Raw genomic sequence first — 25,527 nt, 5'->3', positions numbered from 1 at the left:
GACGCTGAGCTCTTGGGTAGCCGTTAAACCCCAGCCCCTCACCCCAGCCCTCTCCCGAGGGAGAGGGAGCCGATCTCTGTCGGCTTCCAAACCTGAGTTCGACTCGATTACTCAGGTCGATGCAAAATCAAAGAACAACTCGGTCAGTCCCCTCTCCCTCCGGGAGAGGGCTAGGGTGAGGGACTTTTGAGCCCGGACAAACAAAAACGCCCCCGGTCTCGCGACCGGGGGCGTTTTCTATTCCAGGGCTGGATTACGCCTTGGCTTTCTTGGCAGCGCGGGTACGCTCGCTTTCGTCGAGGATCTTCTTGCGAAGACGGATCGACTTAGGCGTAACTTCGCACAGCTCGTCTTCCTGGATGTATTCCAGAGCCTGTTCCAGGGTGAAGCGAACAGGTGGGACCAGAGCGATGGTTTCGTCTTTACCCGAAGCACGCATGTTGTCGAGCTTCTTGCCTTTGGTTGGGTTGACACCCAGGTCGTTGTCGCGGCTGTTCTGACCAACGATCTGACCGTTGTAGATCTCCTGGCCGTGTTCTACGAACAGCTTGCCACGAGCCTGCAGGGTTTCCAGCGAGTAGGTCAGAGCCTTGCCGGTTTCAACCGAAACCAGAACGCCGTTCTGACGGCCGGACATGTGGCCCGACTTCACTGGAGCGTAACGGTCGAAGATCGAGGTCAGGATGCCAGCACCGTTGGTCAGGGTCAGGAACTGGTTACGGAAACCGATCAGACCGCGAGCAGGGATGTTGTATTCCAGACGAACACGGCCCTTGCCATCCGGCACCATGTTGCTCAGGTCGCCCTTACGCAGACCCATCTCTTCCATGACCTTGCCCTGGGATTCTTCAGGGATGTCGATGGTGACGTTTTCGAACGGTTCCTGCTTCACGCCGTCAACTTCACGGATGATCACTTCAGGACGGCCCAGGGCCAGCTCGAAGCCTTCGCGACGCATGGTTTCGATCAGTACCGAGAGGTGCAGCTCACCACGGCCGGAAACCTTGAACTTGTCAGCCGAGTCGCCTTCTTCAACGCGCAGTGCAACGTTGTACAGCAGCTCTTTGTCCAGACGATCCTTGATGTTACGGGAGGTCACGAACTTGCCTTCTTTACCGCAGAATGGCGAGTCGTTTACCTGGAAGGTCATGGAAACGGTTGGCTCGTCAACGGTCAGCGGCTTCATCGCCTCGACGGTGTTGATATCGCACAGAGTGTCGGAGATGAACAGCTCGTCGAAGCCGCTGATGCAGACGATGTCGCCAGCTGCTGCTTCGTCAACGTCGATGCGGTGCAGACCGTGGTGACCCATCAGCTTCAGGATACGACCGTTGCGGCGCTTGCCGTCGGCGCTGATAGCGACAACCGGGGTGTTCGGCTTGACGCGACCGCGAGCGATACGGCCAACACCGATAACACCCAGGAAGCTGTTGTAGTCCAGAGCGGAGATCTGCATCTGGAACGGACCGTCACGGTCAACGGCCGGAGGCGGAACGTGGTCGACTACCGCCTGGTACAGCGGAGTCATGTCTTCCGCCATGGCGGTGTGGTCCAGACCGGCAATACCGTTCAGGGCCGAAGCGTAAACAACCTGGAAGTCCAGTTGTTCTTCGGTAGCACCGAGGTTGTCGAACAGGTCGAAGATCTGGTCCAGAACCCAGTCCGGACGTGCGCCTGGACGGTCAACCTTGTTGATCACCACGATTGGACGCAGGCCGGCTTCGAAAGCCTTCTTGGTCACGAAACGGGTTTGCGGCATAGGGCCGTCTTGAGCGTCAACCAGCAGCAGAACGGAGTCGACCATCGACATTACGCGTTCAACTTCGCCGCCGAAGTCGGCGTGGCCCGGGGTGTCCACGATGTTGATGTGGTAGCCGTTCCAGTTGATGGCGGTGTTCTTCGCCAGAATGGTAATACCGCGCTCTTTTTCCTGGTCGTTGGAGTCCATCACGCGCTCGTCGTTGAGCTCGTTGCGCTCCAGGGTGCCGGATTGACGCAGGAGTTTGTCTACCAGGGTGGTTTTACCGTGGTCAACGTGGGCAATGATGGCGATGTTGCGTAGATTTTCGATCACTTGTGTATCTCGATCAGAGGATTCGGTTTGCTGACAAGTCATGGCAGCGATTAGCAGTAGTGTCCGGCATGGCCGTTACAGCTTGACGGCGGTGTCGGGGGGCCGGTGACGCAGGCCACAGGCAAACAGCCCCGGGCACTTAGCTCGGTCGATAAACGCGCACATTGGCATGCCCCTCACTGAGCAAATGGTGGGCATGCAGGCGACTCATCACGCCTTTGTCGCAATACAGCAGGTACTGGCGAGTAGGGTCCAGTTCCTTGAAACGTGCGTTCACTGCATAGAACGGCATCGTCTGTACCTCTATGCCGGCGAGCTCCAGCGGGTCATCCTCGGCGGCATCCGGGTGGCGGATGTCGATGACGATCTGACCGGCCAGCGCTTCGCTGACTTCTTCAATTTGCAAATCCTGGCCCAACTCGTCGATTACCCGATCGATCGGCACCAGTTTGGCGTTGGCGAGCGCACGCTCGAGTACCGCCATGTCGAATTCTTTCTCTTCGTGCTCAACCCGGCCCCGCTTGGCGGCAGTCTTGGGGTTGACCGAAATCACGCCGCAATATTCCGGCATGTGCCGGGCGAAATCGGCGGTGCCGATCTCGTTGGCGGTGTCGATGATGTCCTGCTTGTGCGCGACGATCAGCGGTCGCAGCACCAGTTTGTCGGTCACGCAGTCGATCACCGACAGGTTCGGCAGCGTCTGGCTCGACACCTGGGAGATCGCTTCACCGGTCACCAGTGCATCGATGTGCAGGCGTTCGGCGATCTCGGACGAGGCGCGCAACATCATACGCTTCAAAACCACGCCCATATGACTGTTATCGACTTTGCCGAGAATTTCGCCCAGCACTTCCTCGAACGGCACACTGACAAATAGCACGCGTTGCGAGCTGCCGTACTTCTTCCAGATGAAGTGCGCGACTTCCATCACGCCCAATTCGTGGGCACGCCCGCCGAGATTGAAGAAGCAGAAGTGCGCCATCAGGCCGCGACGCATGATCTGGTAAGCCGCCACGGTCGAATCGAAGCCGCCGGACATCAATACCAGCGTCTGCTCCAGCGCACCCAGCGGGTAGCCGCCGATGCCGTTGTGCTGGCTGTGAATCACGAACAACCGTTTGTCGCGAACTTCGATACGGACTTCGATTTGCGGCGCTTTAAGGTCGATTCCGGCCGCACCGCACTCACGACGCAGCTTGCTGCCGACGTATTTTTCCACGTCCATCGAGCTGAACGCATGCTTGCCTGCGCGCTTGCAGCGCACCGAGAAAATCTTCCCGGCCAGCGCATCGCCGTAGTGCTGTTTGCACTTCTCGGTGATGTCGTCGAAGTCGCCCAGCGGGTACTCGTCGATCTGCAGAAAGTGCGCGATACCCGGCATGCAGGTCAGGCGCTCGCCCATCTCCTTCAAGGCTTTGGGGTCGGTAACGCGGGTTTCCAGCTCGAGATTGTCCCACACGCCGTTCACCACCACGGCCGGGTCCAGGTCACGGAGCACGGTGCGGATGTTCTTGGCCAACTGGCGGATGAATTTCGTCCGGACAGGTCGGCTTTTGATGGTGATCTCGGGGAAGACTTTTACGATAAGTTTCATGAAAACAGCGCGCGAACGGCCAGCCGAAAAAGGGGGGCGCGGATTATAGCGGAAATTGCTCAAGGTTTAACCAGTTAATGTGCAGAAGGTTTTGCTTGCACCAAAACAGGTCATTTCTGAATTTAAACGCAACATTAAGGGGCGGGATTTGTCGATTCAGTACCTCGCACGCCTTAATAAGCGTGAATTTGGGGCAAAAAACCCATGCTGGGGCACTGGCATGCAATTTGCTCCCTTGTGAGGCAGGTTGCCTTGGCAGAGTATTCGCGCCGGCATCACCATTATTAAGGGCATCCACTACCCGCCCTAATTCACCCGGAGGACACTATGTCGAAGTCGGTTCAACTCATCAAAGATCATGACGTCAAGTGGATTGATCTGCGCTTCACGGACACCAAAGGCACTCAGCACCACGTGACCATGCCGGCTCGCGATGCGCTGGATGACGACTTCTTCGAAGTCGGCAAGATGTTCGACGGTTCCTCCATCTCCGGCTGGAAAGGCATCGAAGCCTCCGACATGATCCTGATGCCGGTCGACGAAACTGCCGTACTCGATCCGTTCACCGAAGACCCAACCCTGATTCTGGTGTGCGACATCATCGAGCCTTCGAGCATGCAGGGCTACGATCGCGACCCACGTGCGATCGCCAAGCGCGCCGAAGAGCACCTGAAAGCCACCGGTATCGGTGACACCGTATTCGCCGGTCCGGAGCCTGAGTTCTTCATTTTTGACTCGGTGAAATTCAAGTCGGACATCTCCGGCTCGATGTTCAAGATCTACTCCGAGCAAGGTTCGTGGATGTCCGACCAGGACATCGAAGGCGGCAACAAGGGTCACCGTCCAGGCGTGAAAGGCGGCTACTTCCCGGTTCCACCGTTCGACCACGACCACGAAATCCGTACCGCCATGTGCAACGCACTGGAAGAAATGGGTCAGTCGGTTGAAGTTCACCACCACGAAGTGGCGACTGCCGGCCAGAACGAAATCGGCGTCAAGTTCAACACCCTGGTGAAGAAAGCTGACGAAGTTCAGACCCTGAAATACGTTGTGCACAACGTTGCCGACGCTTACGGCCGCACCGCGACCTTCATGCCGAAGCCACTGTACGGCGACAACGGTTCGGGCATGCACGTACACATGTCGATCTGGAAAGACGGCAAGAACACCTTCGCAGGTGAAGGCTATGCCGGCCTGTCCGATACCGCTCTGTACTTCATCGGCGGCATCATCAAGCACGGTAAGGCCCTGAACGGCTTCACCAACCCGGCGACCAACTCCTACAAGCGTCTGGTGCCAGGCTTCGAAGCTCCGGTAATGCTGGCCTACTCGGCGCGCAACCGTTCCGCTTCGATCCGTATTCCATACGTGTCGAGCCCGAAAGCCCGCCGTATCGAAGCACGCTTCCCGGATCCGGCTGCCAACCCGTACCTGGCCTTCGCAGCGCTGCTGATGGCCGGCCTGGACGGTATCCAGAACAAGATCCACCCAGGCGATGCTGCCGACAAGAACCTGTACGACCTGCCGCCTGAAGAGGCGAAAGAGATTCCACAGGTTTGCGGCAGCCTGAAGGAAGCCCTGGAAGAGCTGGACAAGGGCCGCGCCTTCCTGACCAAGGGCGGCGTGTTCTCCGACGACTTCATCGACGCTTACATCGCGCTGAAATCGGAAGAAGAAATCAAGGTTCGCACCTTCGTACACCCACTGGAATATGAGCTGTACTACAGCTGCTGATCCGGTAGCGCTGCGTAAAGTGGCGTGACACAAGAGGCCTCCTTCGGGAGGCCTTTTTTATTGCCCGGCGCAGTTCATTTACCCTGTGGGAGCGAGCCTGCTCGCGAAAGCTGCGTGTCATTGATCGTTCCCACGCTCCGCGTGGGAACGATCCGTGTTTTGGCTACCAGTCTTTTCAATTCCAGTTATTAACGGTTTTGGCCAACCGCCCTACCTGTCCTATGCTGCTACCCATCGCTTCCAATCCCGGTCGATTTCATGGGTCGCACGTTTCTCTACATTCTGCTGCTGATCGCCCTGCCCGCCGCCGCGCAGATCTACAAGTACACCGACGCCAACGGCAACACGGCGTACAGCAATCAGCCGCCGGACGGCGTGCAGGCGCAACCGGTCGAGCTGCCACCGCTCAATCGGGTCGAGCCGCAAGCACCGAGTGCGCCGCAAGCACCCACCGCAGAACAACCGCAACCACCGCGCAACGCCTATGAAATCCTCGAGCTCGCCGGTCTGCCCTCTGACGAGGCGCTGCGCGCCAACAACGGCACCTTCACGGTCAACGTCCTGATCAAGCCGCGCCTGCAACCGCCGCATCAATTAAGGCTGCTGCTCGACGACCAGCCCTATGGCCAGCCGAGCAACGTGCCGGTTCTGCAACTGGTCAACATCGATCGCGGCGAGCATAGCCTGGCCGTGCAGGTGATCGACGGCCAGACTGTCATCCAGCAGAGCCCGCCAGCGGTCTTCACCGTGCAACGGGTGCATACGCCGTGATTCGCGCGGGGCTGGCACTCATCCTGGTGTTGATGTCGACGTCCGCCTCGGCGGAGGTCTTTACCTACATCGACGCACAGGGCAACCGCGTCTACACCGACCAGCCACGCGCCAACGCCAAGCGAGTGCCGATCGCGACAAGCAATCGCATGGCTGTCCCTGCCAGCACCGCAGCGCCGGTCAGCACAGCGAAAAAATCCGCCGAACCACCGCCCTTTCACTACGACATGCTGCGCATTCTGATCCCGGAGCCTGATGCCACCCTGCGCAGCAGCGTCGGCGAGCTGATCGTCAGCGTCACCAGCGAGCCCGGCCTGCAAAGCGGCCATCGTTATCGCTTGCTGCTGGATGGCAAGGCCACTGGCGAGCCCGGCGTCAGCCCGGTATTTGCGCTGAGCAATATCGATCGAGGCAGCCACAGCCTTTCGATCGAGATTCTCGACGCCGCCGGGCGTACCGTGGAACGCACCGCCAATCAGCCGTTCCACATGCTGCGCATTTCCCTGGCGCAGAAACGTCAGGTCAAACCCTGTGTCGCCGACGACTATGGTATGCGCCCGGAATGCCCGCTCAAGGACAAACCTGAAGAACCCAAGAATCCATTCCTGCGCTTCTTTTAACGTCTGCCGGGCATGCGCACCCTATTGGTGCACTAAACTGCATCTCGCCCACAACCCAACCCATTTTGGTTCGAAACTTCCCGTTTGAGCTGGCTTCGTGCCATACAAACGCGCGTCAAACGCCTGTTTCAGGGGTTAAACGCTTCTTTTCGGAGCCTTGGTTTGGTTTTTGCATTTTCCCGACATCAGCGCTTTGTTCTCGCGCACGCCTTGCTCCAAAAGGGGTCCAGATGACCATAAGCGACGCTATACACCGTTTGCTGCTCGACAACCTGACCACGGCGACCATCCTGCTCGACGCCGAGCTGCGCCTGGAGTACATGAACCCGGCGGCGGAGATGCTGTTGGCCGTCAGCGGTCAGCGCAGCCACGGCCAGTTCATCAGCGAGCTGTTCACCGAATCCCCCGAGGCGCTCAATTCCCTGCGTCAGGCGGTGGAGCAAGCGCACCCTTTCACCAAGCGTGAAGCGATGCTCACCGCCCTCACCGGCCAGACGCTGACGGTGGATTACGCGGTGACGCCGATTCTCAGTAACGGCGAGACTTTGCTTTTGCTTGAAGTGCACCCGCGTGATCGCCTGTTGCGGATCACCAAGGAAGAGGCCCAGCTGTCCAAGCAGGAAACCAGCAAGATGCTGGTGCGCGGCCTCGCTCACGAGATCAAGAATCCCCTCGGTGGCATCCGCGGCGCCGCGCAATTGCTGGCCCGCGAGCTACCGGAAGACAGCCTGCGCGATTACACCAATGTGATCATCGAAGAGGCCGACCGCCTGCGCAATCTGGTCGATCGCATGCTCGGCTCGAATAAGTTGCCGTCGCTGGCCATGTGCAACGTCCACGAAGTGCTCGAACGCGTCTGCCATCTGGTCGAGGCCGAAAGCCAGGGCTGCATCACCCTGGTGCGTGATTACGACCCGAGCATTCCCGACGTATTGATCGACCGCGAGCAAATGATTCAGGCGGTGTTGAACATCGTGCGCAACGCGATGCAGGCGATCAGCAGCCAGAACGAGCTGCGTCTGGGCCGCATCAGCCTGCGCACCCGCGCCATGCGCCAATTCACCATCGGCCACATCCGCCATCGTCTGGTGACCAAGATCGAGATCATCGACAACGGCCCGGGCATCCCGGCGGAACTGCAGGAAACCATTTTCTTTCCCATGGTCAGCGGCCGCCCGGACGGTACCGGGCTGGGCCTGGCCATTACCCAGAACATCATCAGTCAGCACCAGGGCCTGATCGAGTGTGAGAGCCATCCAGGCCACACCACCTTCTCGATCTTCCTGCCACTGGAACAAGGAGCCACATCGACATGAGCCGTAGTGAAACCGTGTGGATCGTCGATGACGACCGTTCTATCCGTTGGGTCCTGGAAAAGGCCTTGCAGCAGGAAGGCATGACCACCCAGAGCTTCGACAGCGCCGATGGAGTGATGAGTCGTCTGGCCCGGCAGCAGCCGGACGTGATCATTTCCGATATCCGCATGCCGGGCGCCAGTGGCCTGGATCTGCTGGCGCGGATTCGCGAACAGCACCCACGGCTGCCGGTCATCATCATGACCGCTCACTCCGATCTGGACAGCGCTGTCGCCTCCTATCAGGGCGGTGCTTTCGAGTACCTGCCCAAGCCTTTCGACGTCGACGAAGCCGTTTCGCTGGTCAAACGCGCCAATCAACATGCGCAGGAACAGCAAGGCCTGGAAGTTGTGCCAGCCTTGACCCGCACCCCGGAAATCATCGGCGAAGCGCCGGCGATGCAGGAAGTCTTTCGCGCCATCGGGCGCCTGAGCCACTCCAACATCACCGTGCTGATCAACGGCGAATCCGGTACCGGTAAAGAACTGGTCGCCCACGCCCTGCACCGCCACAGCCCACGCGCGGCTTCGCCGTTCATTGCCCTGAACATGGCGGCGATTCCCAAGGATCTGATGGAATCGGAACTGTTCGGCCACGAGAAAGGCGCGTTCACCGGCGCGGCGAATTTGCGTCGCGGTCGCTTTGAACAGGCGGACGGCGGCACGCTGTTTCTCGATGAAATCGGCGACATGCCGGCGGACACCCAGACCCGTCTGCTGCGCGTGCTGGCCGATGGCGAGTTCTATCGCGTCGGCGGCCATGTGCCGGTGAAGGTCGATGTACGCATCATCGCCGCGACCCACCAGAATCTCGAAACGCTCGTTCACGCCGGCAAATTCCGTGAGGACTTGTTCCACCGCCTCAACGTGATCCGCATCCACATCCCGCGCCTGTCGGATCGTCGTGAAGACATCCCGACCCTGGCCCGGCACTTCCTCAGCCGCGCCGCGCAGGAACTGGCGGTCGAGCCGAAGCTGCTGAAAAGCGAAACCGAGGAATACCTGAAAAACCTGCCGTGGCCGGGCAACGTGCGCCAGCTGGAGAACACCTGCCGCTGGATCACCGTCATGGCCTCCGGCCGTGAAGTACACATCAGTGACTTGCCACCGGAACTGCTCAACCTGCCGCAGGATTCGGCGCCAGTGACCAACTGGGAACAGGCCCTGCGCCAGTGGGCCGATCAGGCCCTGGCCCGTGGCCAGTCGAGCCTGCTCGACAGCGCAGTGCCGGCGTTCGAGCGGATCATGATCGAGACTGCTTTGAAGCACACCGCAGGACGTCGGCGTGATGCGGCGGTGCTGCTGGGTTGGGGGCGCAATACCCTGACGCGCAAGATCAAGGAACTGGGGATGAAGGTTGATGGTGGGGATGATGATGAGGGGGAAGAGGGTTAACGCTTAAGGGTTGTCGTGTACTCAGGATCGATCCCCCTCACCCCAGCCCTCTCCCCCAAGGGGGAGAGGGGGAAGGGAGCAATCTCGGGTGGTTTCGAGGCCTGAGTTCGGCTCGGTATCTCAGGTCGGCGTAACTTGACCGGGCACCTCGGTCAGTCCCCTCTCCCTCTGGGAGAGGGTCAGGGTGAGGGCCACCGTGCACCGCATCAATGCACAATGACCCGCGATCGCGCACAGCCGTATCGCCACAATCACTCCTGAAAAAACTGAAAAACCCTTTATTCAAAAACGCGAAAGCCCCGAGTCCCGGGGCTTTCGCGTTCGCAAAGCGTTTTTTGTTTCAGCAAATTTAAACCTGGCACGCACCCTGCAATACCTATCTCAGGTGATTCGTTTCACCACCCGTTTCGGGGACCTTGGTACAGGCAGGCCGGGGATTCCCCTCTTTACATCGGGCTCAGACCGCAACGGATGAGTCCACCCTTTTGGGATCCTTGGTACAGGCAGGCCGGGGGTTCCCTCTTTACACCGGGCCGACGCTGAACGCGACGCCCATGCTTTTGGGAACCCTGATACAGGCAGGTCAGGGATTCCCGCTTTTACACCGCAATGCGTTCTGCGCCTATTCGAACTTGGGACGCTTGGGCAGAGGGTGCACCGGTTGATTCTGTCGCCCTGCGTCATAGCTGCGGATTTCATTCTCCAGCCGGTCCAGCATCCTCCCGGGACTCGTTTCCGTATGAAGAATGGCGTCGAGCCTGGCCCGCTCGGTGACGTCGGCCCTGTCATACATTTCCAGAAACCACCACACACGCCGCTGCAGCAGCGGGCGTTCGACGTGAAACTCGGGCGTTCGACTCAGCCGACGAAGAATGCCGGTCACTGCCAGTGGCATTGCGGCGTTATGCCTGTCCCACAGCGCTTGTTTTTCCGCTATCTGGTCCTGTGGCACGTTGCGTAGCCAGAGATCGGCAGACCCATCGCTGCTTTCCTGCCCAAGCCAGATATCGGTGCCTGTCTCGGCACGTGCTCGTATCAACCGCCGTAGCGAGGCCGGGTCCGTGATCGGATTGCCGATGAGATTGAAGCCCGCTCTGAGCTCCACGGATTCGGGAATCGACCTGATGTGATTGTCCGCAAGATTCAGTTCTCTTGCGGGAATCCTGTCGGTAATGCCCTCGGGAAATCTTTGCAATCGTGTATTGGAAAGATCCAGCTCCTGCAGTGCGGTCATGTTGTCGAGTGAAAGGCTGTCCGCAAGCGGATTGCCCCCCAGTCTCAACACTTCAAGCTTCGACGCCACGTCGATGGCCTCAAGACCGGAAGGCAGCAGGTGTATTCCGGTGCGGCTCAGATCCAGCACTCGCAGTTCAGTCATCCCTCTGAGGTCAGCTGCCACTTGCAAAAAGGTGACTTGCTCCTGATGCCGCATTTGCATGTCGAGGCTATTCACCGGGGCCTCGAATGTATTGCAAAGCCATAGCTCATGTAGCCTGGCAAGGCCTCGTACGGAAAAGTCAGACGTCAATTCACAGTCCTGCAAGTGCAGCCTTTGCAGACGCGGGAATCTTTTCAATTGCTCGGCAAAGCGCGAATCCAGACTGAATTTTGAATGCACCCAATTAATCACGTCCCATCCTTGAAACCGGCCTTGCACTGCGATTTCCTGACTGGTAATCGTCAGACTTTCAAGGTTGGGAAATTGTGCGCAAAACACGTCCGGATCCAGCCGGCCACGGCCTCTTAAAGTCAGAGAAACCACTGAGCCGAACTTCAAGGAAAGCGGCTTTGCAACTGGCCAAATCGTCAGATCGATTTCCAGCTTGAAGCCCACGAGCCGCCCATCACGGTAGACGCGCTGCTCGGGCTGGCCCTGCCATCGGTACAACTGGCGAAACGTCGCCCACATATTTCGCGCCTCATGAAACTCGTTGTCCGATGAAATGGAACCTCGACTGATCGGCAGGTCAAAACGCGTCGAGTCCAATAGCGCAAGTCCAAGCTGGATATGCTTGAGCTCAAGCTCTGCCACGTCCTTGTCATCAAACCGGGCGATGAAGGCATCCGCGTCCTCGTCGGTCGCGTCGGGAAGGTAGGTGCGGATCTGTTCCCGGGTAGTTGGCTCCGCGACTTCACGCGCATACCAGAGTCCGCTGCCCACATCGCGCAGCATCACCGGGCCGGAAGGGAGCAACTCGCTTGGCCGCCGGGCTCGGTACAAACCCGTCGCAGGATCCACGGCGACAGGCACCAGGTCACCGTTGGCCAGGTCTGCGTAGGTTCGCCGACTGATCACCCGCAAACCTTCGCTGTTGACCTGTGGAAGTATCGCTCGGGCGTTGGTGACGTAATTGTCCAGCGAAGGCTGGGTGGCGGTCGGGCCAATACCCTCCGCGATTGCGCGAACTACAACGGCCGCGGCGGGGGGCACGGCATCCAGGGTGGCGTCGGTGGATGATCCGGCGCGCGGCAGCAAATGGTGCTGAGCAATATCCACATCGACGCCTGTGCGACCCAAGTGGCCGGGAAGCGAAGTGTCCACGTCCGCAGCCCGATGCGGGCTGCCCGAGGCGTCCACGTGGGTACCGCCACCGCGAGGGGGTTTGACTGGCATATTTTCATCCTTGAAAAAGACGCCCCCTGCATTCCTGCAAGGGGACGACGGGTTTCGGCATCCTGCCGTTTGAAGGGGCGAACGATAACGTGCATGAGCACGTGCTGGAGATGGGAAAGGAAGACGGTCGCAGTGGGAAACGACCTCAAAAAGTGTGGGAGCGCGCCCCAATGATGAAGAAGTGCCGCTAGGGCTCGCTCAAACGGATCTCCAGTCGCCAGCGATCATCGACCTCGCTGCCGACCCAGTCGCCCCGCAACGGACGCGCTGCCAGCACCGTCAGCAACAATCCGCCATCACTCTTGCGCGTGCGCCAGTTGACGTCCTTGCCGTTGAGCCTGAGCTGGCCTTTCTGCGGTCGACCTTCGGCCTGAAACAGCAGCGCGACGGTGCCGTCGATGATCTCGCCGTGCAGCTTCGGCTCATTGTTGAACCACACCACCAGGCCGCCATCGGTAACCTCGACCTGCTCCAGCACGCTCGGATCCGGCGTAGTCAGCCGGCCGATCATCAAGCCGATCATCAAGCCGACAATCGCCAGCGAGCCGATGACGCGCGGGAATAGTTTCGAACGGTTGTCCACAGGCGGCGTAGAATGCCGCTCATCTTTACCTTCGGAGCCGTGCATGTTTCACGTCATCCTTTTTCAACCAGAAATTCCGCCGAACACCGGCAACGTTATCAGGCTGTGCGCCAACAGCGGCTGCCACCTGCATTTGATCGAACCACTGGGTTTCGAGATGGACGACAAGCGCCTGCGCCGTGCCGGTCTCGACTACCACGAATATGCCACGTTGCAGCGTCACGCTGATCTGGCCAGTTGTCTGGAAAGTCTGGGCAACCCGCGCGTGTTCGCCTTCACCACCAAGGGTTCGCGGCCGTTCCATGATGCCGCGTTCGTGCCCGGCGACGCGTTTCTGTTCGGCCCGGAAAGCCGTGGCCTGCCAGCGGACGTGCTCGACGCCCTGCCCGCCGAACAGCGCCTGCGCCTGCCGATGCGCGAAGGCTGCCGCAGCCTGAATCTGTCCAACACCGTGGCGGTCGCCGTGTACGAAGCGTGGCGGCAGAACGACTTCAAATAGTTTTCGCCTGACCAAAACAATCGCGGGCAAGCCCGCTCCCACAGGAATGAGCACAACCTGTGGGAGCGGGCTTGCCCGCGATGCGTATCCGCGCCGTTATTGAACGGTCGGGGTCTCGCCGCTTTCCTGCATGCGCTGCAGCTCTTGCGCGTACAGGGCATCGAAGTTCACCGGGGCCAGCATCAGCGCCGGGAACGAGCCACGGGTAACCAGGCTGTCCAGGGTTTCGCGAGCGTACGGGAACAGGATGTTCGGGCAGAACGCACCCAAGGTGTGGCTCATCGAAGCCGCGTCCAGATTCTTGATCAGGAAGATACCGGCCTGTTGCACTTCAGCGATGAAGGCCACTTCTTCACCGTTTTTCACGGTAACGGACAGGGTCAGCACCACTTCGTAGAAATCGCCTTCCAGCGCTTTCTGGCGAGTGTTCAGATCCAGACCGACCGCCGGATCCCACTGCTGGCGGAAGATCGCCGGGCTTTTCGGGGCTTCGAAGGACAGGTCGCGTACGTAGATGCGCTGCAAGGAAAATTGCGGTGCGGTTTCTTCTTCGCTGGCTGCAGTGTTCTGTTGGTCAGTCATCTCAGATCCTTATCGATCTTGGGTCTTTTAGGGAGTGCTGTACGTGGGTGCAGCCGTTCAGCCCTTGAGCAGCGCGTCGAGTTTGCCGGCGCGTTCCAGGGCGTATAAATCATCGCAACCGCCGATGTGCTTTGCGCCGATCCAGATCTGCGGCACGGACGTGCGCCCGGCCTTTTTGGTCATTTCGGCACGCAGCTGCGGCTTGCCATCGACCTTGATCTCTTCGAAGGCCACGCCTTTGCTGGCGAGCAGATGCTTGGCGCGCGAGCAGTAAGGGCAGTAATCGCTGGAGTAGACGATGACTTCGCTCATGTCATTTCACCAGCGGCAGGTTGTCGCCTTTCCAGCTGGAAATCCCGCCGGACAGCTTGGCGGCGGTGAAGCCGGACTTCATCAGCTCGCGGGCGTGGGTGCCGGCGGTCTGACCGAGGGCATCGACCAGAATGATGGTCTTGGCCTTGTGCTTTTCCAGCTCGCCGACGCGGGCAGCCAGTTTGTCTTGCGGGATGTTCACCGCGCCGACGATGTGGCCAGCGGCATAATCCTTGGCCGGACGGATGTCCACCACCACGCCTGCGTCTTTATTGACCAGTGCGGTCAGCTCGCCGGTGCTCAGGCTCTTGCCGCCGCCCTGCATCGTGTGCGCCAGCAACAGAGCCAGAAGTACGACGAAGATACCGACAAGAATGTAGTGGTTAGTGGCAAATTCAATCAGGTGAGCAACCATCGAAGGAGGTTCCAGGGCGTTAAAATGTCGGCCAGTATACACAGCCACTATGGTCGGCCAAACCCCGTCCGGCGGTGACGCGGTCGGAACTTCGCTTTAAACTCCAACTCCGTTTTCCATCGCCCTCTTCTTTATCAGCCACGAGTGGATTCCATGACGACTACGCCCAAACCTTTGGTCCTGATGATTCTCGACGGCTTCGGTCACAGCGACAGCCCCGAATCCAATGCCGTGTTCGCGGCGAAGAAACCTGTGCTGGATCGTCTGTGGGCCACGGTGCCGAACGGCTTGATTTCGGGCAGCGGCATGGACGTCGGCCTGCCGGACGGCCAGATGGGCAACTCCGAAGTCGGCCACATGAACCTCGGCGCCGGGCGCGTGGTGTATCAGGACTTCACCCGCGTGACCAAAGCGATCCGCGACGGCGAATTCTTCGAAAACCCGACCATCTGCGCCGCTGTCGATAAAGCCGTGGCCGCCGGCAAAGCCGTGCACTTCATGGGCCTGCTGTCCGATGGCGGCGTGCACAGCCACCAGGATCACCTGATCGCCATGGCCGAACTGGCCTTCAAGCGCGGCGCCGAAAAAATCTACCTGCACGCCTTCCTCGATGGCCGCGACACGCCGCCGAAAAGCGCCGCTTCGTCGATCGAACTGCTCGACGCGACTTTCCAGGCCTTGGGCAAAGGCCGGATCGCCAGCATCATCGGCCGCTATTTCGCCATGGACCGTGACAACCGTTGGGATCGAGTCGCCCAGGCCTACAACCTGATCGTCGACGGCAACGGCGAATTCAACGCCGCCACCGCTCAGGAAGGTCTTGAAGCTGCCTACGCCCGTGGCGAAAGCGACGAATTCGTCAAGGCCACTTCCATCGGCGAGCCGGTAAAAGTTGAAGACGGCGACGCCGTGGTGTTCATGAACTTCCGTGCCGACCGCGCCCGCGAGCTGACCCGCGTGTTTGTCGAAGACGATTTCAACGAATTCGCGCGCGCCCGCCAGCCAAAACTGGCCGGTTTCGTCATGCTGACCCAGTACGCCGCAAGCATTCCGGCACCGTCGGCCTTCGCCGCCGGCAGCCTGGAAAACGTTCTTGGTGATTACCTGGCAAAAAACGGCAAGACCCAGCTGCGCATCGCTGAAACCGAAAAATACGCCCACGTGACCTTCTTCTTCTCCGGCGGTCGTGAAGAACCGTTCCCGGGCGAAGAGCGCATCCTGATCCCGTCGCCAAAAGTCGCGACTTATGACTTGCAGCCGGAAATGAGCGCCCCGGAAGTCACTGACCGTATCGTCGACGCCATCGAAAACCAGCGCTACGACGTGATCGTGGTCAACTACGCCAACGGCGACATGGTCGGCCACAGCGGCGTGTTCGACGCGGCGGTGAAAGCGGTCGAGTGCCTCGACACCTGCGTCGGTCGCATCGTTGAAGCGCTGGAAAAGGTCGGCGGCGAAGCACTGATCACCGCTGACCACGGCAACGTCGAGCAGATGGCCGACGAATCCACCGGTCAGGCGCATACCGCGCACACTACCGAGCCGGTGCCGTTCATCTACGTCGGCAAACGCGACCTGAAAGTGCGCGAAGGCGGCGTGCTGGCGGACGTAGCGCCGACCATGCTGATGCTGCTGGGTCTGGAAAAACCGGCGGAGATGACCGGGACTTCGATCCTGGTGTAACGCGAATCCAGAAAACGGCGAAACCTGTTGCAAATGTCTTTGTGGCGACGGGATTTAGCGAACCGTCGCACCGCCCCGCCGGGTGACGCAGCCGCGCTGAAATCGAACACCGCGGTATCTCTGGTACACCGCATGTGCTGGTTTTACGACTGCTGCGCAGCCGAACGGGGATAAATCCCCTCGCCACAGGTCACTCCTGCATTGGTGTGGAATGTTTTTCTGTCCAGTTATCACACAGCCCCAATTGGGCGTTTTTTTTGCAGCCTCGGGCGGGCATACTAGGCCGTCCCTTACCCTGGTGCCGCCCGCCCCTATGCTTCGCGTCCTGATCGCCCTTGCTCTGACCTGTCTGCTCCAGCCGGCCTTCGCCGACGAGCGCGCGCAAACCCAACAGCAGTTGGAGGCCACGCGTCAGGATATCGCCGAGCTGAAAAAACTCTTGGGCAAGCTGCAGGAAGAAAAGTCCGGCGTGCAGAAAGAGCTCAAGGGCACTGAAACCGAGATGGGCAAGCTGCAGAAGCAGGTCGACGCGCTGCAGAAAGAACTGCAGAAAAGCGAATCCGAGCTACAGCGGCTCGATGCAGAGAAAAAAAAACTCCAGAGCGCGCGCACTGAACAGCAGCGACTGATCGCCATCCAGGCCCGAGCGGCGTACCAGAACGGCCGCCAGGAATACCTCAAGCTGCTGCTCAATCAGCAGAACCCCGAGAAGTTCGCCCGCACCCTCACCTATTACGACTACCTGAGCCAGGCACGCCTGGAGCAGTTGAAGAACTTCAACGAAACCCTGCGCCAGCTGGCCAATGTCGAAAAAGACATCGGCCTGCAGCAAGCGCAGTTGCTGGTGCAGAAAAGCGACCTCGACACGCAGCGCGAAGCACTCGAGAAAGTCCGCAAGGAACGCCAGCAGGTTCTTGCCAGACTCAATGACGACGTCAAGGCCCGCGACCAGAAACTCGCCGCCCGCGAGCAGGATCAGGCAGACCTGTCTAAAGTCCTTAAAACCATTGAAGAAACCCTGGCCCGCCAGGCTCGTGAGGCAGAAGAAGCGCGGCAGAAAGCGCTGATCGCCCAGCAGGAAGCGGAAAAAAAGCGTTTGCGTGAGGCGCAGGCTGATAACAGCGACGCCCCACGAAAACCCGCCAGATCAAGCCCCGGCGCGCTGGTATCGAGCAGCGGCGAAACCTTTGGCGGGCCTTTTGCTGCAACCCGGGGAAAACTTCCGTGGCCGGTTGATGGTCGATTACTCGCGCGCTTCGGTGAAAGCCGTGGCGACGACGCCCGCACCAAGTGGGATGGCGTGATGATCAGCGCTTCCGCCGGCAGCCAGGTGCACGCCGTACACGGTGGGCGCGTGGTGTTCGCCGATTGGCTGCGCGGTGCCGGTTTGCTGGTGATTCTCGATCACGGCAACGGTTTTCTGAGTCTTTACGGCCACAACCAGACGCTGCTCAAGTCGGCGGGTGATGTGGTCAAGGCTGGCGAGTCGATTTCCACTGTCGGTAACAGTGGCGGTCAGGACACGCCAGCGCTGTATTTCGCAATTCGTCAGCAGGGTCACCCGAGTGATCCGGCTCAATGGTGTCGTGCGCAAGGATAAGCGCACCATCTAATTCAGGAGTTCGTTCGACATGCTGCATTTGTCCCGCCTTACCTCGCTGGCCCTGACGATCGCCCTGGTGATCGGCGCGCCTCTGGCGTTCGCCGCGCAACCGGCCCCGACCGTCGCTCCGGCAGGCACTGCCGCGACCGCCAAGGCGCCGTTGCCGCTGGAAGAGCTGCGCACCTTCGCCGAGGTCATGGACCGGATCAAAGCCGCGTACGTCGAGCCTGTGGACGACAAGACTCTGCTGGAAAACGCGATCAAGGGCATGCTCAGCAACCTCGATCCGCATTCGGCCTACCTTGGCCCGGAAGATTTCACCGAGCTGCAGGAAAGCACCAGCGGTGAATTCGGCGGCCTGGGCATCGAAGTCGGCGCCGAGGACGGCTTCATCAAGGTTGTCTCGCCGATCGACGACACCCCGGCGTCGAAGGCCGGCATTCAGGCTGGCGACTTCATCGTCAAGATCAACGGCCAGCCAACCCGCGGCCAGACCATGACCGAAGCCGTCGACAAGATGCGCGGCAAGATCGGCCAGAAAATCACCCTGACCCTGGTTCGCGATGGCGGCACGCCCTTCGACGTGACCCTGGCCCGTGCAGTGATTCAGGTGAAAAGCGTCAAGGCGCAACTGCTGGAATCGGGCTACGGCTACATCCGCATCACCCAGTTCCAGGTCAAGACCGGCGAAGAAGTCTCCAAGGCTCTGGCCAAACTGCGCAAGGACAACGGCAAGAAGCTCAACGGCATCATTCTCGACCTGCGCAACAACCCGGGCGGCGTACTGCAATCGGCAGTGGAAGTGGTCGACCACTTCATCACCAAAGGCCTGATCGTCTACACCAAGGGCCGCATCGCCAACTCCGAATTGCGCTTCTCCGCCACCGGCAAGGACGAAAGCGAAGCGGTGCCGATGGTCGTGCTGATCAACGGCGGCAGTGCCTCGGCTTCGGAAATCGTCGCCGGCGCCCTGCAGGACCAGAAACGTGCCGTGGTCATGGGCACCACCAGTTTCGGCAAGGGCTCGGTGCAGACCGTGCTGCCGCTGAACAACGACCGCGCGCTGAAGATCACCACCGCGCTGTACTTCACGCCGAACGGCCGCTCGATCCAGGCTCAGGGCATCGTGCCGGACATCGAAGTGCGCCGCGCGAAGATCACCAACGAAGCCGACAGCGAATACTTCAAGGAAGCCGATCTGCAAGGTCATTTGGGCAACGGCAACGGCGGCGCCGACAAACCGAGCGGTTCCGGCGGCAAGGCCAAAGCGATGCCGCAGGATGACGATTACCAGCTGGCCCAGGCCCTGAGCCTGCTCAAAGGCCTGAGCATCACCTCCGGCCGCTGAGGATGTTGCTCCGCGCACTCTGCGTCCTGTTGTGCTGTCTGGCGGGTTTTGCCCAAGCAGAGCCCGCCAGCTCCTCGCCGCACAAAGCCTACCTGACATTGATCATCGATGACCTGGGGCAGAACCTGCCCCGGGATCGTCGCGTGCTCGCCCTGCCCGGCCCGGTCACGGCGGCGATCATGCCCGACACCCCCCACGCCACCGAATTTGCCCGCGAAGCCCATCGCGCCGGCAAGATCGTCATCCTGCACATGCCCATGGACCCGGCCACCGGGCCGTACGCCTGGCACCCCGAACTGCCCATCGAAGAGCTGCAGAAACGCCTGAATGCCGCGTTTGAAAAAGTCCCGTTCACCGCCGGCATCAACAATCACATGGGCAGCCGCATGACCGCGCAGCCTGCGGCGATGGCGTGGTTGATGGGCGAATTGCAGCGTCGGCACAAGTTCTTCGTCGACAGCCGCACCAGCGCTCAAACGGTCGCTGCGCAGCAGGCGCAGAAAATCGATCTGGCCAGCGTTTCCAGAGACGTGTTTCTCGATGATGAGCGCACCGAAGCGGCCATTGCCACTCAGTTGCAGACAGCGATCGCCCTGGCGCACAAACAGGGTTCAGCGGTGATGATCGGCCATCCGTATCCGCAGACCCTGGCGGTGCTGGAGCGCGAATTACCCAAGCTCAAAGCGCAAGGCATCGACTGGATCGATATCCGGCAGATGATCAGCGTGCGCAGCAACCGGGCCATGGCCGGGCATGGCAAGGACGGCGTTTATAGGTAAAACCCTGTGACGCTGGCACATACATAGTTACCACCCGATAACCGTCCCCGTTTCCGATAGTGCGACCTGCAACAGGTCGCGACGCCCTCGCGTCGCTTTCAACTATCAGGAATCATCATGACTATCGAAGACAATATCGCAGCGCTGCCACGGCAAATGGAACCGATCATCCAGGACAACCTGCTGATCAACTTCACCACGGAATTCAATCGGGTCTGGAGCAGCAACGGCTCGAAAGCGAAACCCGCCACCTTCTGGCGCCCTGCCCCCGCTCCGGATGCACTGCCGGGCTATTTCCCGCTGGGCGATATGCTGATCCCCGGCGATGCCAATATCAACGGCGAAGTAGTCGCGGCCGTGGTCTGCGAGAGGGATTTGAAAGGAGTCGAAAACGCCAGAGGCAAGGCACTGGCGCGTCCGGTCGATTTTGAACTGGTCTGGAAAGAAACCGGGGCGCCCAATGTTGCGCGCCTGTCGATCTGGCGCCCTTTGGCACCTGTCGGTTACGTCGCCTTGGGGCAAGTCTGCACCACCGATCATTGCAAACCTTCGCTCAACTCAGTGCGTTGCGTCAGGGTCGACCTCGTCGTCGCGGCGAACCTCGGCGAGTTGATCTGGAATGACAAAGGTAGCGGCGCCAAAATGAGTTTCAGTGCCTACGCCATCGAACCGCCGACTGCGGCAGCAGGCGAAATCCTGTTTGCAGCGGGCACATTCGCCGGCACTCAGGGCTACAGCAAGCCTGCGGCACCTTCATCGGCGTACGCGTTGCGCATGCAGATCCCTGTGCAACTGAGCGAACCACCGCAGGTTCCGGTTCTCGGTGGCTATGCCAAGCCAGCCGAAAGCGAACCCGCCGCAGTCACACATGTTGCCCGCCTGCCTTGGTTCGCGGTGCGAGACCATGCGCATCCCGGTGAGCAGTTTCGCAACTCACCTTACTACGCACTCAAGAGGACCGACCAATACGTGCTCATCGGTTATGAGCGCAATGAGGCAGACACATACCGCGCGAGAAAATGGACTGCGCCGCGCGCGCAGAGCGCCGTGACGATGCGGATGTTCCATAGCTTCACCGCGATGGAAATTGTAAAAGCCTGGCCATCCGCGCCTCTGAGCGACATCCGCATGACCAGATTCTCGGCTTGCCTGCCGAAGGCCCTGACCCACACTGAAGCGTCTTCCAACGGCTGGCACGAGCTGCGACCGCAGATCGTGATTGCCATGGTGCCAAAACAATCAGCCGTAGCGGTCTATCAGATGCAAAGCCATTACGAACTGGTGAGGGAAGACGGTACTCAAGTGGCGGTCGATTTCGGCTATACCGACGACTCCAGCGTTCTGCTGACGCAATACCCGCCGCAATCCATCGAGTCAGTCAGTTCGTGCCCATCGCTGACGTCGGATATCCCCGCTGAGACAGGCATCGACAGCACCAGCGTAGAAGCGCTGCCATCGCCTGATCTGGATGTGGTCACAGATAGCGCGCCATGATTTCATCGACCACGCCTTCTTTGCGCAGTTGATCCAGCGCGGTCTGAAGCTTGTTGACCACCTCATCGGAAACATCCTTGTTCAGCGCCAGGTACAACTCGGCGCTGTTGAAGCGCAGCACGGTCTTCAGGCCGGTCACGCCATCCTGCCGTGCCAGATAACGGCCGGCAGGATCACCCGTGGCCCACAGATCGATCTGGCCATTGAGCAGCTTTCTAGCGTTGTCCTGATCGCGCAGCACCACCACCGGTTTGAGGCCTTGCTTGGTGAGTGTCTCGGCAATCGCATCACCCTTGTAGGCGCCGATCTTGTATTTGCGCGCGTCGTTGAGGGTGTCGAGGGTGATCTTGCTGTCAGCCTTGGCCAGCAGAATCCAGTCATCCGGGCCGATCGGGCCGACCCATTTGAACAGTCTTTCGCGATCGGGCAGGCGCGCCATGACGAAGGCCCCGTAACCGGGATTTTCCAGGGCGAGCTTGTAGACACGTTCCCAGGGGAAACGCAGGGTCAGGCTGTAAGTGAGGCCGGCGCGCTGGAACATCTCGCGAACGATGTCCGTGGCAATGCCGTTGATGTTGTCGCCCTGGGCGAAATTCTTGCCATTCTTCGCCATGTTGTACGGCGGGAAATTTTCGGTGAGCAGCACCAGATCGGTGTCGGGACTGGTTTCGGCCCGGGCATTGCTGATGAACAACAACGAGGCGCTGGCGAGAACAACAAGCAGGCGTTTGATCATGTCGGGCTACCGGAATCCATGGCGTGCCCAAGAGTGCCTTGGGCGCGCCATGCTGTCCACTGGCCTGTACGCTTTAGCGCATGACGATGCCGCGATGCGACATGTAGGCTTTGGCTTCCTGCACGGTGTATTCGCCGAAGTGGAAAATACTTGCCGCCAGCACCGCACTGGCATGGCCTTCGAGAATGCCGTCGGCCAGATGCTGCAAATTGCCGACGCCACCGGAAGCGATCACCGGAATGCCCAGCGCGTCGCTGATGGCGCGGGTCACGCCGAGGTCGAAGCCGTTTTTCATGCCGTCCTGATCCATGCTGGTCAGGAGGATTTCGCCAGCACCGAGGCCTTCCATTTTCTTCGCCCACTCGACCGCGTCGAGGCCGGTCGGCTTGCGCCCGCCGTGGGTGAAGATTTCCCAGCGCGGGGTTTCGCCGGGGCCGGAGACTTTCTTGGCGTCGATGGCGACGACGATGCACTGCGAGCCGAAATGCTGCGCGGCTTCGCCAACGAACTCCGGATTGAACACGGCGGCGGTGTTGATCGACACCTTGTCCGCGCCTGCATTGAGCAGGTTGCGGATGTCCTGCACGGTACGCACGCCACCGCCGACGGTCAGCGGAATGAACACCTGGCTGGCCATGCGCTCGACGGTATGCAGCGTAGTGTCACGACCATCGACGCTGGCGGTGATGTCGAGAAAGGTAATCTCGTCGGCGCCCTGCTCGTCGTAGCGACGGGCGATTTCCACCGGGTCACCGGCGTCGCGGATGTTCTCGAACTTCACACCTTTGACGACCCGGCCGTTGTCCACGTCCAGGCAAGGGATGATGCGTTTGGCCAGCGCCATGGTCAGTCCTCAGCCTTGGTACGAATCGCAGAAAGCTTGCGCTTCGGCGACGTCGAGAGTGCCTTCGTAGATCGCCCGGCCGGTAATCGCGCCGATGATGCCCGGTGCCTTGGCGTCGAGCAGCGACTTGATGTCACCCAGGTTATGGATGCCGCCGGAAGCGATCACCGGAATCCTGGTGGCAGCGGCCAGCGCAGCGGTGAACGGTACGTTGCAGCCCTGCATCATGCCGTCTTTGGCGATGTCGGTATAAACGATCGAGGACACGCCGTCGGCTTCGAACTGCTTGGCCAGGTCAATGACCTGCACGGTGCTGATCTCAGCCCAGCCGTCGGTGGCGACGAAGCCGTCCTTGGCGTCCAGACCCACGATGATCTTGCCCGGGAAGGCGCGGCAGGCTTCAGCAACGAACGCCGGATCTTTCACGGCTTTGGTGCCGATGATCACGTAGCTCACGCCCGCCTTGACGTAATGCTCGATGGTTTCCAGCGAACGGATGCCGCCACCGATCTGGATCGGCAGGGTCGGATAGCGCTTGGCGATCGCGGTGGCAACTTCGCCGTTGACCGGCTGGCCTTCGAACGCGCCGTTGAGGTCGACCAGATGCAGACGACGGCAACCGCCCTCCACCCACTTGGCAGCCATGCTCACCGGGTCATCGGAGAACACCGTGGAATCTTCCATGCGGCCCTGGCGCAGACGTACGCAGGCACCGTCTTTGAGATCGATAGCGGGAATAATCAGCATGCTTTTTCCTTCGTCAAAAGAGCGGCAAGCTGCAAGCCATAAGCTGCAAGCGCGCACGCGCGTCTATCTCTTGCAGCTTGCAGCTTGACGCTTGCCGCTGCTCTTAATTTTTTTCGAGCGCCCACAGGTCGCTTTCGATGCTTTCAAACCGCTCCTTGAGGTGGGTCTGCACATCGAAAATCGCCCTGTTGTAATAGTGCGGAGCAATCTCGCGGGTAAACAGCTCAAGAATTTCCGCCGCCTCGAACGAACCCAGATCCAGTTCGAAACGGTCTTCCATGAACCGCTGAATCTTGCGACTGGCCTCGCTCTCCTGCTCGGGAGTGAGGGTCAGAATCGGCGGTTTGGATTTCTTGACAGCCATTTACCAGCGACCGTCCCACGCAGCGAAGTTCTGCAACAGTTGCAGGCCGTGGGTATGGCTTTTCTCCGGGTGGAACTGCACGGCGAAACGCGAACCGTCGGCCAGCGCTGCGGCGAAATCGACACCGTAATGACCGCTGCCTACCACCTGCCGCGCATTGGCGGCGGCGATGTAGTAGCTGTGCACGAAGTAGAAACGCGCCAGATCCGGGATGTCATGCCACAACGGGTGACTGATGTTCTGCTTCACCTCGTTCCAGCCCATGTGCGGGACCTTCAGGTGCTCGCCGTCTTCGTGCAGATCCTTGCCGAAGAATTTCACCGCGCCCGGAAACAGGCCGATGCAGTCGACGCCGGCGTTCTCTTCGCTGGTATCGAGCAGGGCTTGCATGCCGACACAGATTCCGAGGAACGGCCGATCCTGGCTGACCTCACGGACCAGCGAATCGAAGCCGAGGCGACGGATCTCCGCCATGCAATCGCGAATCGCGCCAACGCCCGGGAATACCACGCGGTCGGCTTCGCGAATCACGTTCGCATCGCTGGTGATCAGCACCTTGCCGGCGCCGACGTGCTCAAGAGCCTTGGCCACCGAGTGCAGATTGCCCATGCCGTAGTCGATAACTGCAACCGTCTGCATTACAGAACGCCTTTGGTCGACGGCATCTGCCCGGCCATGCGCTCGTCCAGCTCGACGGCCATGCGCAGCGCACGGCCGAAAGCCTTGAACACGGTTTCGATCTGGTGGTGGGTGTTGGTGCCGCGCAGGTTGTCAATGTGCACGCTGACCAGCGCGTGGTTGACGAAGCCCTGGAAAAACTCCTGGAACAGGTCAACGTCGAAACCGCCGACGGTAGCGCGGGTGTACGGCACGTGCATCTGCAGGCCCGGGCGACCGGAGAAATCGATCACCACGCGCGACAGCGCTTCATCGAGCGGCACGTAGGCATGGCCGTAGCGACGGATGCCTTTTTTGTCGCCGATGGCTTTGGCAAACGCCTGGCCGAGGGTGATACCGACGTCTTCCACCGTATGGTGGTCGTCGATATGCAGATCGCCCTTGCATTCGATATCCAGGTCGATCAACCCGTGACGGGCGATCTGATCCAGCATGTGCTCAAGAAAAGGTACACCGATATCGAATCGGGCCTTTCCGGTGCCATCAAGGTTGATCGAGGCTTTGATCTGGGTTTCCAGAGTGTCGCGCTCGACAGACGCCTTACGTTCGGCCATCACCAGCTCCGCAAAATCATTGGGCGAAAAAGGCAGCCATTATAGGCACGCAGGAGGCAAACAGAAACACGAGAGGTGAGATGCCTGACGGATAGAACGCCCGGCTGTCGCGGGTAGACATGTCCATACAAGCCAGTACAGGCATGCCAT

General features: G+C 60.0%; 24 protein-coding genes. 11 read left to right on the top strand and 13 right to left on the bottom strand.

Going from position 1 to position 25,527, the window contains the following annotated elements; translation table 11 throughout:
- Positions 1 to 253 precede the first annotated feature (253 nt).
- Both typA and thiI read right to left on the bottom strand, forming a co-directional pair.
- Positions 254 to 2,074 carry a translational GTPase TypA gene (gene typA / locus D8U71_RS09155; RefSeq protein ID WP_016772102.1) on the bottom strand — a complete coding sequence of 607 codons (1,821 nt, stop codon included), beginning with the start codon at positions 2,072 to 2,074 and terminating at the stop codon, positions 254 to 256.
- 139 nt (positions 2,075 to 2,213) lie between these two features.
- Complete coding sequence (gene thiI, locus D8U71_RS09150) at positions 2,214 to 3,668, bottom strand: tRNA uracil 4-sulfurtransferase ThiI (RefSeq protein ID WP_024011233.1); 1,455 nt, start codon at positions 3,666 to 3,668, stop codon at positions 2,214 to 2,216.
- A 327-nt stretch (positions 3,669 to 3,995) separates the two neighbouring features.
- Here thiI and glnA point away from each other — a divergent pair, with 327 nt between their 5' ends.
- The 5 genes from glnA to ntrC all read left to right on the top strand — a co-directional run bounded on the left by glnA (position 3,996) and on the right by ntrC (position 9,542).
- A complete protein-coding gene (glnA, locus tag D8U71_RS09140; protein ID WP_016772104.1) occupies positions 3,996 to 5,402 on the top strand; it encodes a type I glutamate--ammonia ligase in 1,407 nt (468 codons plus the stop codon).
- A 258-nt stretch (positions 5,403 to 5,660) separates the two neighbouring features.
- The gene (locus D8U71_RS09135; protein WP_125925785.1) at positions 5,661 to 6,173 is read left to right on the top strand and encodes a DUF4124 domain-containing protein; all 513 of its coding nucleotides are present in this window, start codon (positions 5,661 to 5,663) and stop codon (positions 6,171 to 6,173) included.
- A 32-nt stretch (positions 6,174 to 6,205) separates the two neighbouring features.
- Positions 6,206 to 6,793, top strand: a complete 588-nt coding sequence (locus D8U71_RS09130; RefSeq protein WP_177434890.1) for a DUF4124 domain-containing protein — start codon at positions 6,206 to 6,208, stop codon at positions 6,791 to 6,793.
- A gap of 230 nt (positions 6,794 to 7,023) precedes the next feature.
- Positions 7,024 to 8,109, top strand: coding sequence for a nitrogen regulation protein NR(II) (gene glnL, locus D8U71_RS09125; RefSeq protein WP_016772107.1), 1,086 nt, complete (start codon positions 7,024 to 7,026; stop codon positions 8,107 to 8,109).
- Positions 8,106 to 9,542 carry a nitrogen regulation protein NR(I) gene (ntrC, locus tag D8U71_RS09120; RefSeq protein WP_016772108.1) on the top strand — a complete coding sequence of 479 codons (1,437 nt, stop codon included), beginning with the start codon at positions 8,106 to 8,108 and terminating at the stop codon, positions 9,540 to 9,542. The genes glnL and ntrC overlap by 4 nt, the downstream gene beginning before the upstream one ends.
- A 622-nt stretch (positions 9,543 to 10,164) precedes the next feature.
- Here the strand turns inward: ntrC and D8U71_RS09115 are convergent.
- Complete coding sequence (locus tag D8U71_RS09115) at positions 10,165 to 12,156, bottom strand: leucine-rich repeat domain-containing protein (protein ID WP_241664217.1); 1,992 nt, start codon at positions 12,154 to 12,156, stop codon at positions 10,165 to 10,167.
- Between the two features lie 187 nt (positions 12,157 to 12,343).
- Positions 12,344 to 12,784, bottom strand: a complete 441-nt coding sequence (locus D8U71_RS09110) for a hypothetical protein (protein WP_024011226.1) — start codon at positions 12,782 to 12,784, stop codon at positions 12,344 to 12,346.
- Between D8U71_RS09110 and D8U71_RS09105 the strand changes: the two genes are divergently transcribed.
- Positions 12,783 to 13,238 (top strand): tRNA (cytidine(34)-2'-O)-methyltransferase, encoded by a 456-nt coding sequence (locus tag D8U71_RS09105; RefSeq protein ID WP_016772113.1) that lies wholly within the window; start codon positions 12,783 to 12,785, stop codon positions 13,236 to 13,238. The two genes, D8U71_RS09110 and D8U71_RS09105, sit on opposite strands and share 2 nt — an antisense overlap.
- A 96-nt stretch (positions 13,239 to 13,334) precedes the next feature.
- Here the strand turns inward: D8U71_RS09105 and secB are convergent, their stop codons facing one another.
- Genes secB through D8U71_RS09090 form a run of 3 tightly spaced genes read right to left on the bottom strand, consistent with a single transcriptional unit; the run spans position 13,335 to position 14,547 of the window.
- Positions 13,335 to 13,820 carry a protein-export chaperone SecB gene (secB, locus tag D8U71_RS09100; protein WP_016772114.1) on the bottom strand — a complete coding sequence of 162 codons (486 nt, stop codon included), beginning with the start codon at positions 13,818 to 13,820 and terminating at the stop codon, positions 13,335 to 13,337.
- 57 nt (positions 13,821 to 13,877) lie between these two features.
- On the bottom strand, positions 13,878 to 14,132 hold the full coding sequence (gene grxC, locus D8U71_RS09095; RefSeq protein WP_016772115.1) for a glutaredoxin 3: 255 nt from the start codon (positions 14,130 to 14,132) through the stop codon (positions 13,878 to 13,880).
- A 1-nt stretch (position 14,133) separates the two neighbouring features.
- Positions 14,134 to 14,547, bottom strand: coding sequence for a rhodanese-like domain-containing protein (locus D8U71_RS09090; protein WP_016772116.1), 414 nt, complete (start codon positions 14,545 to 14,547; stop codon positions 14,134 to 14,136).
- A 153-nt stretch (positions 14,548 to 14,700) separates the two neighbouring features.
- On the opposite strand from D8U71_RS09090, the gene gpmI reads away from it, so the two are divergent.
- The 5 genes from gpmI (at position 14,701) to D8U71_RS09065 (ending at position 21,454) form a co-directional block, all read left to right on the top strand.
- Positions 14,701 to 16,230: a 2,3-bisphosphoglycerate-independent phosphoglycerate mutase gene (gene gpmI / locus D8U71_RS09085; RefSeq protein WP_130887631.1), complete on the top strand. Its 1,530-nt coding sequence runs from the start codon at positions 14,701 to 14,703 to the stop codon at positions 16,228 to 16,230.
- 313 nt (positions 16,231 to 16,543) lie between these two features.
- Positions 16,544 to 17,830, top strand: a complete 1,287-nt coding sequence (locus tag D8U71_RS09080; protein ID WP_122508467.1) for a murein hydrolase activator EnvC — start codon at positions 16,544 to 16,546, stop codon at positions 17,828 to 17,830.
- A 31-nt stretch (positions 17,831 to 17,861) separates the two neighbouring features.
- Positions 17,862 to 19,181, top strand: coding sequence for a S41 family peptidase (locus D8U71_RS09075; protein WP_039756590.1), 1,320 nt, complete (start codon positions 17,862 to 17,864; stop codon positions 19,179 to 19,181).
- Positions 19,182 to 19,183: 2 nt separating this feature from the next.
- Positions 19,184 to 19,960, top strand: coding sequence for a divergent polysaccharide deacetylase family protein (locus D8U71_RS09070; RefSeq protein WP_122601405.1), 777 nt, complete (start codon positions 19,184 to 19,186; stop codon positions 19,958 to 19,960).
- Between the two features lie 117 nt (positions 19,961 to 20,077).
- Positions 20,078 to 21,454: a Vps62-related protein gene (locus D8U71_RS09065; RefSeq protein ID WP_130887630.1), complete on the top strand. Its 1,377-nt coding sequence runs from the start codon at positions 20,078 to 20,080 to the stop codon at positions 21,452 to 21,454.
- Here D8U71_RS09065 and D8U71_RS09060 read toward each other — a convergent pair.
- The 6 genes from D8U71_RS09060 to hisB all read right to left on the bottom strand — a co-directional run bounded on the left by D8U71_RS09060 (position 21,435) and on the right by hisB (position 25,377).
- A complete protein-coding gene (locus D8U71_RS09060) occupies positions 21,435 to 22,190 on the bottom strand; it encodes an ABC transporter substrate-binding protein (protein WP_125925791.1) in 756 nt (251 codons plus the stop codon). The two genes, D8U71_RS09065 and D8U71_RS09060, sit on opposite strands and share 20 nt — an antisense overlap.
- A 73-nt stretch (positions 22,191 to 22,263) precedes the next feature.
- Positions 22,264 to 23,034, bottom strand: coding sequence for an imidazole glycerol phosphate synthase subunit HisF (gene hisF, locus D8U71_RS09055; protein WP_016772122.1), 771 nt, complete (start codon positions 23,032 to 23,034; stop codon positions 22,264 to 22,266).
- A gap of 9 nt (positions 23,035 to 23,043) precedes the next feature.
- Positions 23,044 to 23,781, bottom strand: coding sequence for a 1-(5-phosphoribosyl)-5-[(5-phosphoribosylamino)methylideneamino]imidazole-4-carboxamide isomerase (gene hisA / locus D8U71_RS09050; protein WP_130887629.1), 738 nt, complete (start codon positions 23,779 to 23,781; stop codon positions 23,044 to 23,046).
- A 103-nt stretch (positions 23,782 to 23,884) separates the two neighbouring features.
- Positions 23,885 to 24,145, bottom strand: coding sequence for a DUF2164 domain-containing protein (locus D8U71_RS09045; RefSeq protein ID WP_016772123.1), 261 nt, complete (start codon positions 24,143 to 24,145; stop codon positions 23,885 to 23,887).
- Positions 24,146 to 24,784, bottom strand: a complete 639-nt coding sequence (gene hisH / locus D8U71_RS09040; protein WP_016772124.1) for an imidazole glycerol phosphate synthase subunit HisH — start codon at positions 24,782 to 24,784, stop codon at positions 24,146 to 24,148.
- Complete coding sequence (hisB, locus tag D8U71_RS09035) at positions 24,784 to 25,377, bottom strand: imidazoleglycerol-phosphate dehydratase HisB (RefSeq protein ID WP_016772125.1); 594 nt, start codon at positions 25,375 to 25,377, stop codon at positions 24,784 to 24,786. The genes hisH and hisB overlap by 1 nt, the downstream gene beginning before the upstream one ends.
- Positions 25,378 to 25,527: the final 150 nt, after the last annotated feature.

This window comes from Pseudomonas sp. Sample_21 (genome assembly GCF_004307525.1).
GTDB classification, from domain to species: Bacteria; Pseudomonadota; Gammaproteobacteria; order Pseudomonadales; family Pseudomonadaceae; genus Aquipseudomonas; species Aquipseudomonas atacamensis.
Note: the sequence above shows the minus strand (reverse complement) of the source record. Positions and strands in the feature narration are given on the sequence as shown.

What these genes read in the sequence shown, in the direction of transcription:
- thiI (WP_024011233.1), bottom strand. Translation starts at nt 3,668, where the DNA reads ATGAAACTTATCGTAAAAGTCTTCCCCGAGATCACCATCAAAAGCCGA.
- glnA (WP_016772104.1), top strand. Translation starts at nt 3,996, where the DNA reads ATGTCGAAGTCGGTTCAACTCATCAAAGATCATGACGTCAAGTGGATT.
- D8U71_RS09135 (WP_125925785.1), top strand. Translation starts at nt 5,661, where the DNA reads ATGGGTCGCACGTTTCTCTACATTCTGCTGCTGATCGCCCTGCCCGCC.
- D8U71_RS09130 (WP_177434890.1), top strand. Translation starts at nt 6,206, where the DNA reads ATGTCGACGTCCGCCTCGGCGGAGGTCTTTACCTACATCGACGCACAG.
- glnL (WP_016772107.1), top strand. Translation starts at nt 7,024, where the DNA reads ATGACCATAAGCGACGCTATACACCGTTTGCTGCTCGACAACCTGACC.
- ntrC (WP_016772108.1), top strand. Translation starts at nt 8,106, where the DNA reads ATGAGCCGTAGTGAAACCGTGTGGATCGTCGATGACGACCGTTCTATC.
- D8U71_RS09115 (WP_241664217.1), bottom strand. Translation starts at nt 12,156, where the DNA reads ATGCCAGTCAAACCCCCTCGCGGTGGCGGTACCCACGTGGACGCCTCG.
- D8U71_RS09105 (WP_016772113.1), top strand. Translation starts at nt 12,783, where the DNA reads ATGTTTCACGTCATCCTTTTTCAACCAGAAATTCCGCCGAACACCGGC.
- D8U71_RS09110 (WP_024011226.1), bottom strand. Translation starts at nt 12,784, where the DNA reads ATGCACGGCTCCGAAGGTAAAGATGAGCGGCATTCTACGCCGCCTGTG.
- secB (WP_016772114.1), bottom strand. Translation starts at nt 13,820, where the DNA reads ATGACTGACCAACAGAACACTGCAGCCAGCGAAGAAGAAACCGCACCG.
- grxC (WP_016772115.1), bottom strand. Translation starts at nt 14,132, where the DNA reads ATGAGCGAAGTCATCGTCTACTCCAGCGATTACTGCCCTTACTGCTCG.
- D8U71_RS09090 (WP_016772116.1), bottom strand. Translation starts at nt 14,547, where the DNA reads ATGGTTGCTCACCTGATTGAATTTGCCACTAACCACTACATTCTTGTC.
- gpmI (WP_130887631.1), top strand. Translation starts at nt 14,701, where the DNA reads ATGACGACTACGCCCAAACCTTTGGTCCTGATGATTCTCGACGGCTTC.
- D8U71_RS09080 (WP_122508467.1), top strand. Translation starts at nt 16,544, where the DNA reads ATGCTTCGCGTCCTGATCGCCCTTGCTCTGACCTGTCTGCTCCAGCCG.
- D8U71_RS09075 (WP_039756590.1), top strand. Translation starts at nt 17,862, where the DNA reads ATGCTGCATTTGTCCCGCCTTACCTCGCTGGCCCTGACGATCGCCCTG.
- D8U71_RS09070 (WP_122601405.1), top strand. Translation starts at nt 19,184, where the DNA reads ATGTTGCTCCGCGCACTCTGCGTCCTGTTGTGCTGTCTGGCGGGTTTT.
- D8U71_RS09065 (WP_130887630.1), top strand. Translation starts at nt 20,078, where the DNA reads ATGACTATCGAAGACAATATCGCAGCGCTGCCACGGCAAATGGAACCG.
- D8U71_RS09060 (WP_125925791.1), bottom strand. Translation starts at nt 22,190, where the DNA reads ATGATCAAACGCCTGCTTGTTGTTCTCGCCAGCGCCTCGTTGTTGTTC.
- hisF (WP_016772122.1), bottom strand. Translation starts at nt 23,034, where the DNA reads ATGGCGCTGGCCAAACGCATCATCCCTTGCCTGGACGTGGACAACGGC.
- hisA (WP_130887629.1), bottom strand. Translation starts at nt 23,781, where the DNA reads ATGCTGATTATTCCCGCTATCGATCTCAAAGACGGTGCCTGCGTACGT.
- D8U71_RS09045 (WP_016772123.1), bottom strand. Translation starts at nt 24,145, where the DNA reads ATGGCTGTCAAGAAATCCAAACCGCCGATTCTGACCCTCACTCCCGAG.
- hisH (WP_016772124.1), bottom strand. Translation starts at nt 24,784, where the DNA reads ATGCAGACGGTTGCAGTTATCGACTACGGCATGGGCAATCTGCACTCG.
- hisB (WP_016772125.1), bottom strand. Translation starts at nt 25,377, where the DNA reads ATGGCCGAACGTAAGGCGTCTGTCGAGCGCGACACTCTGGAAACCCAG.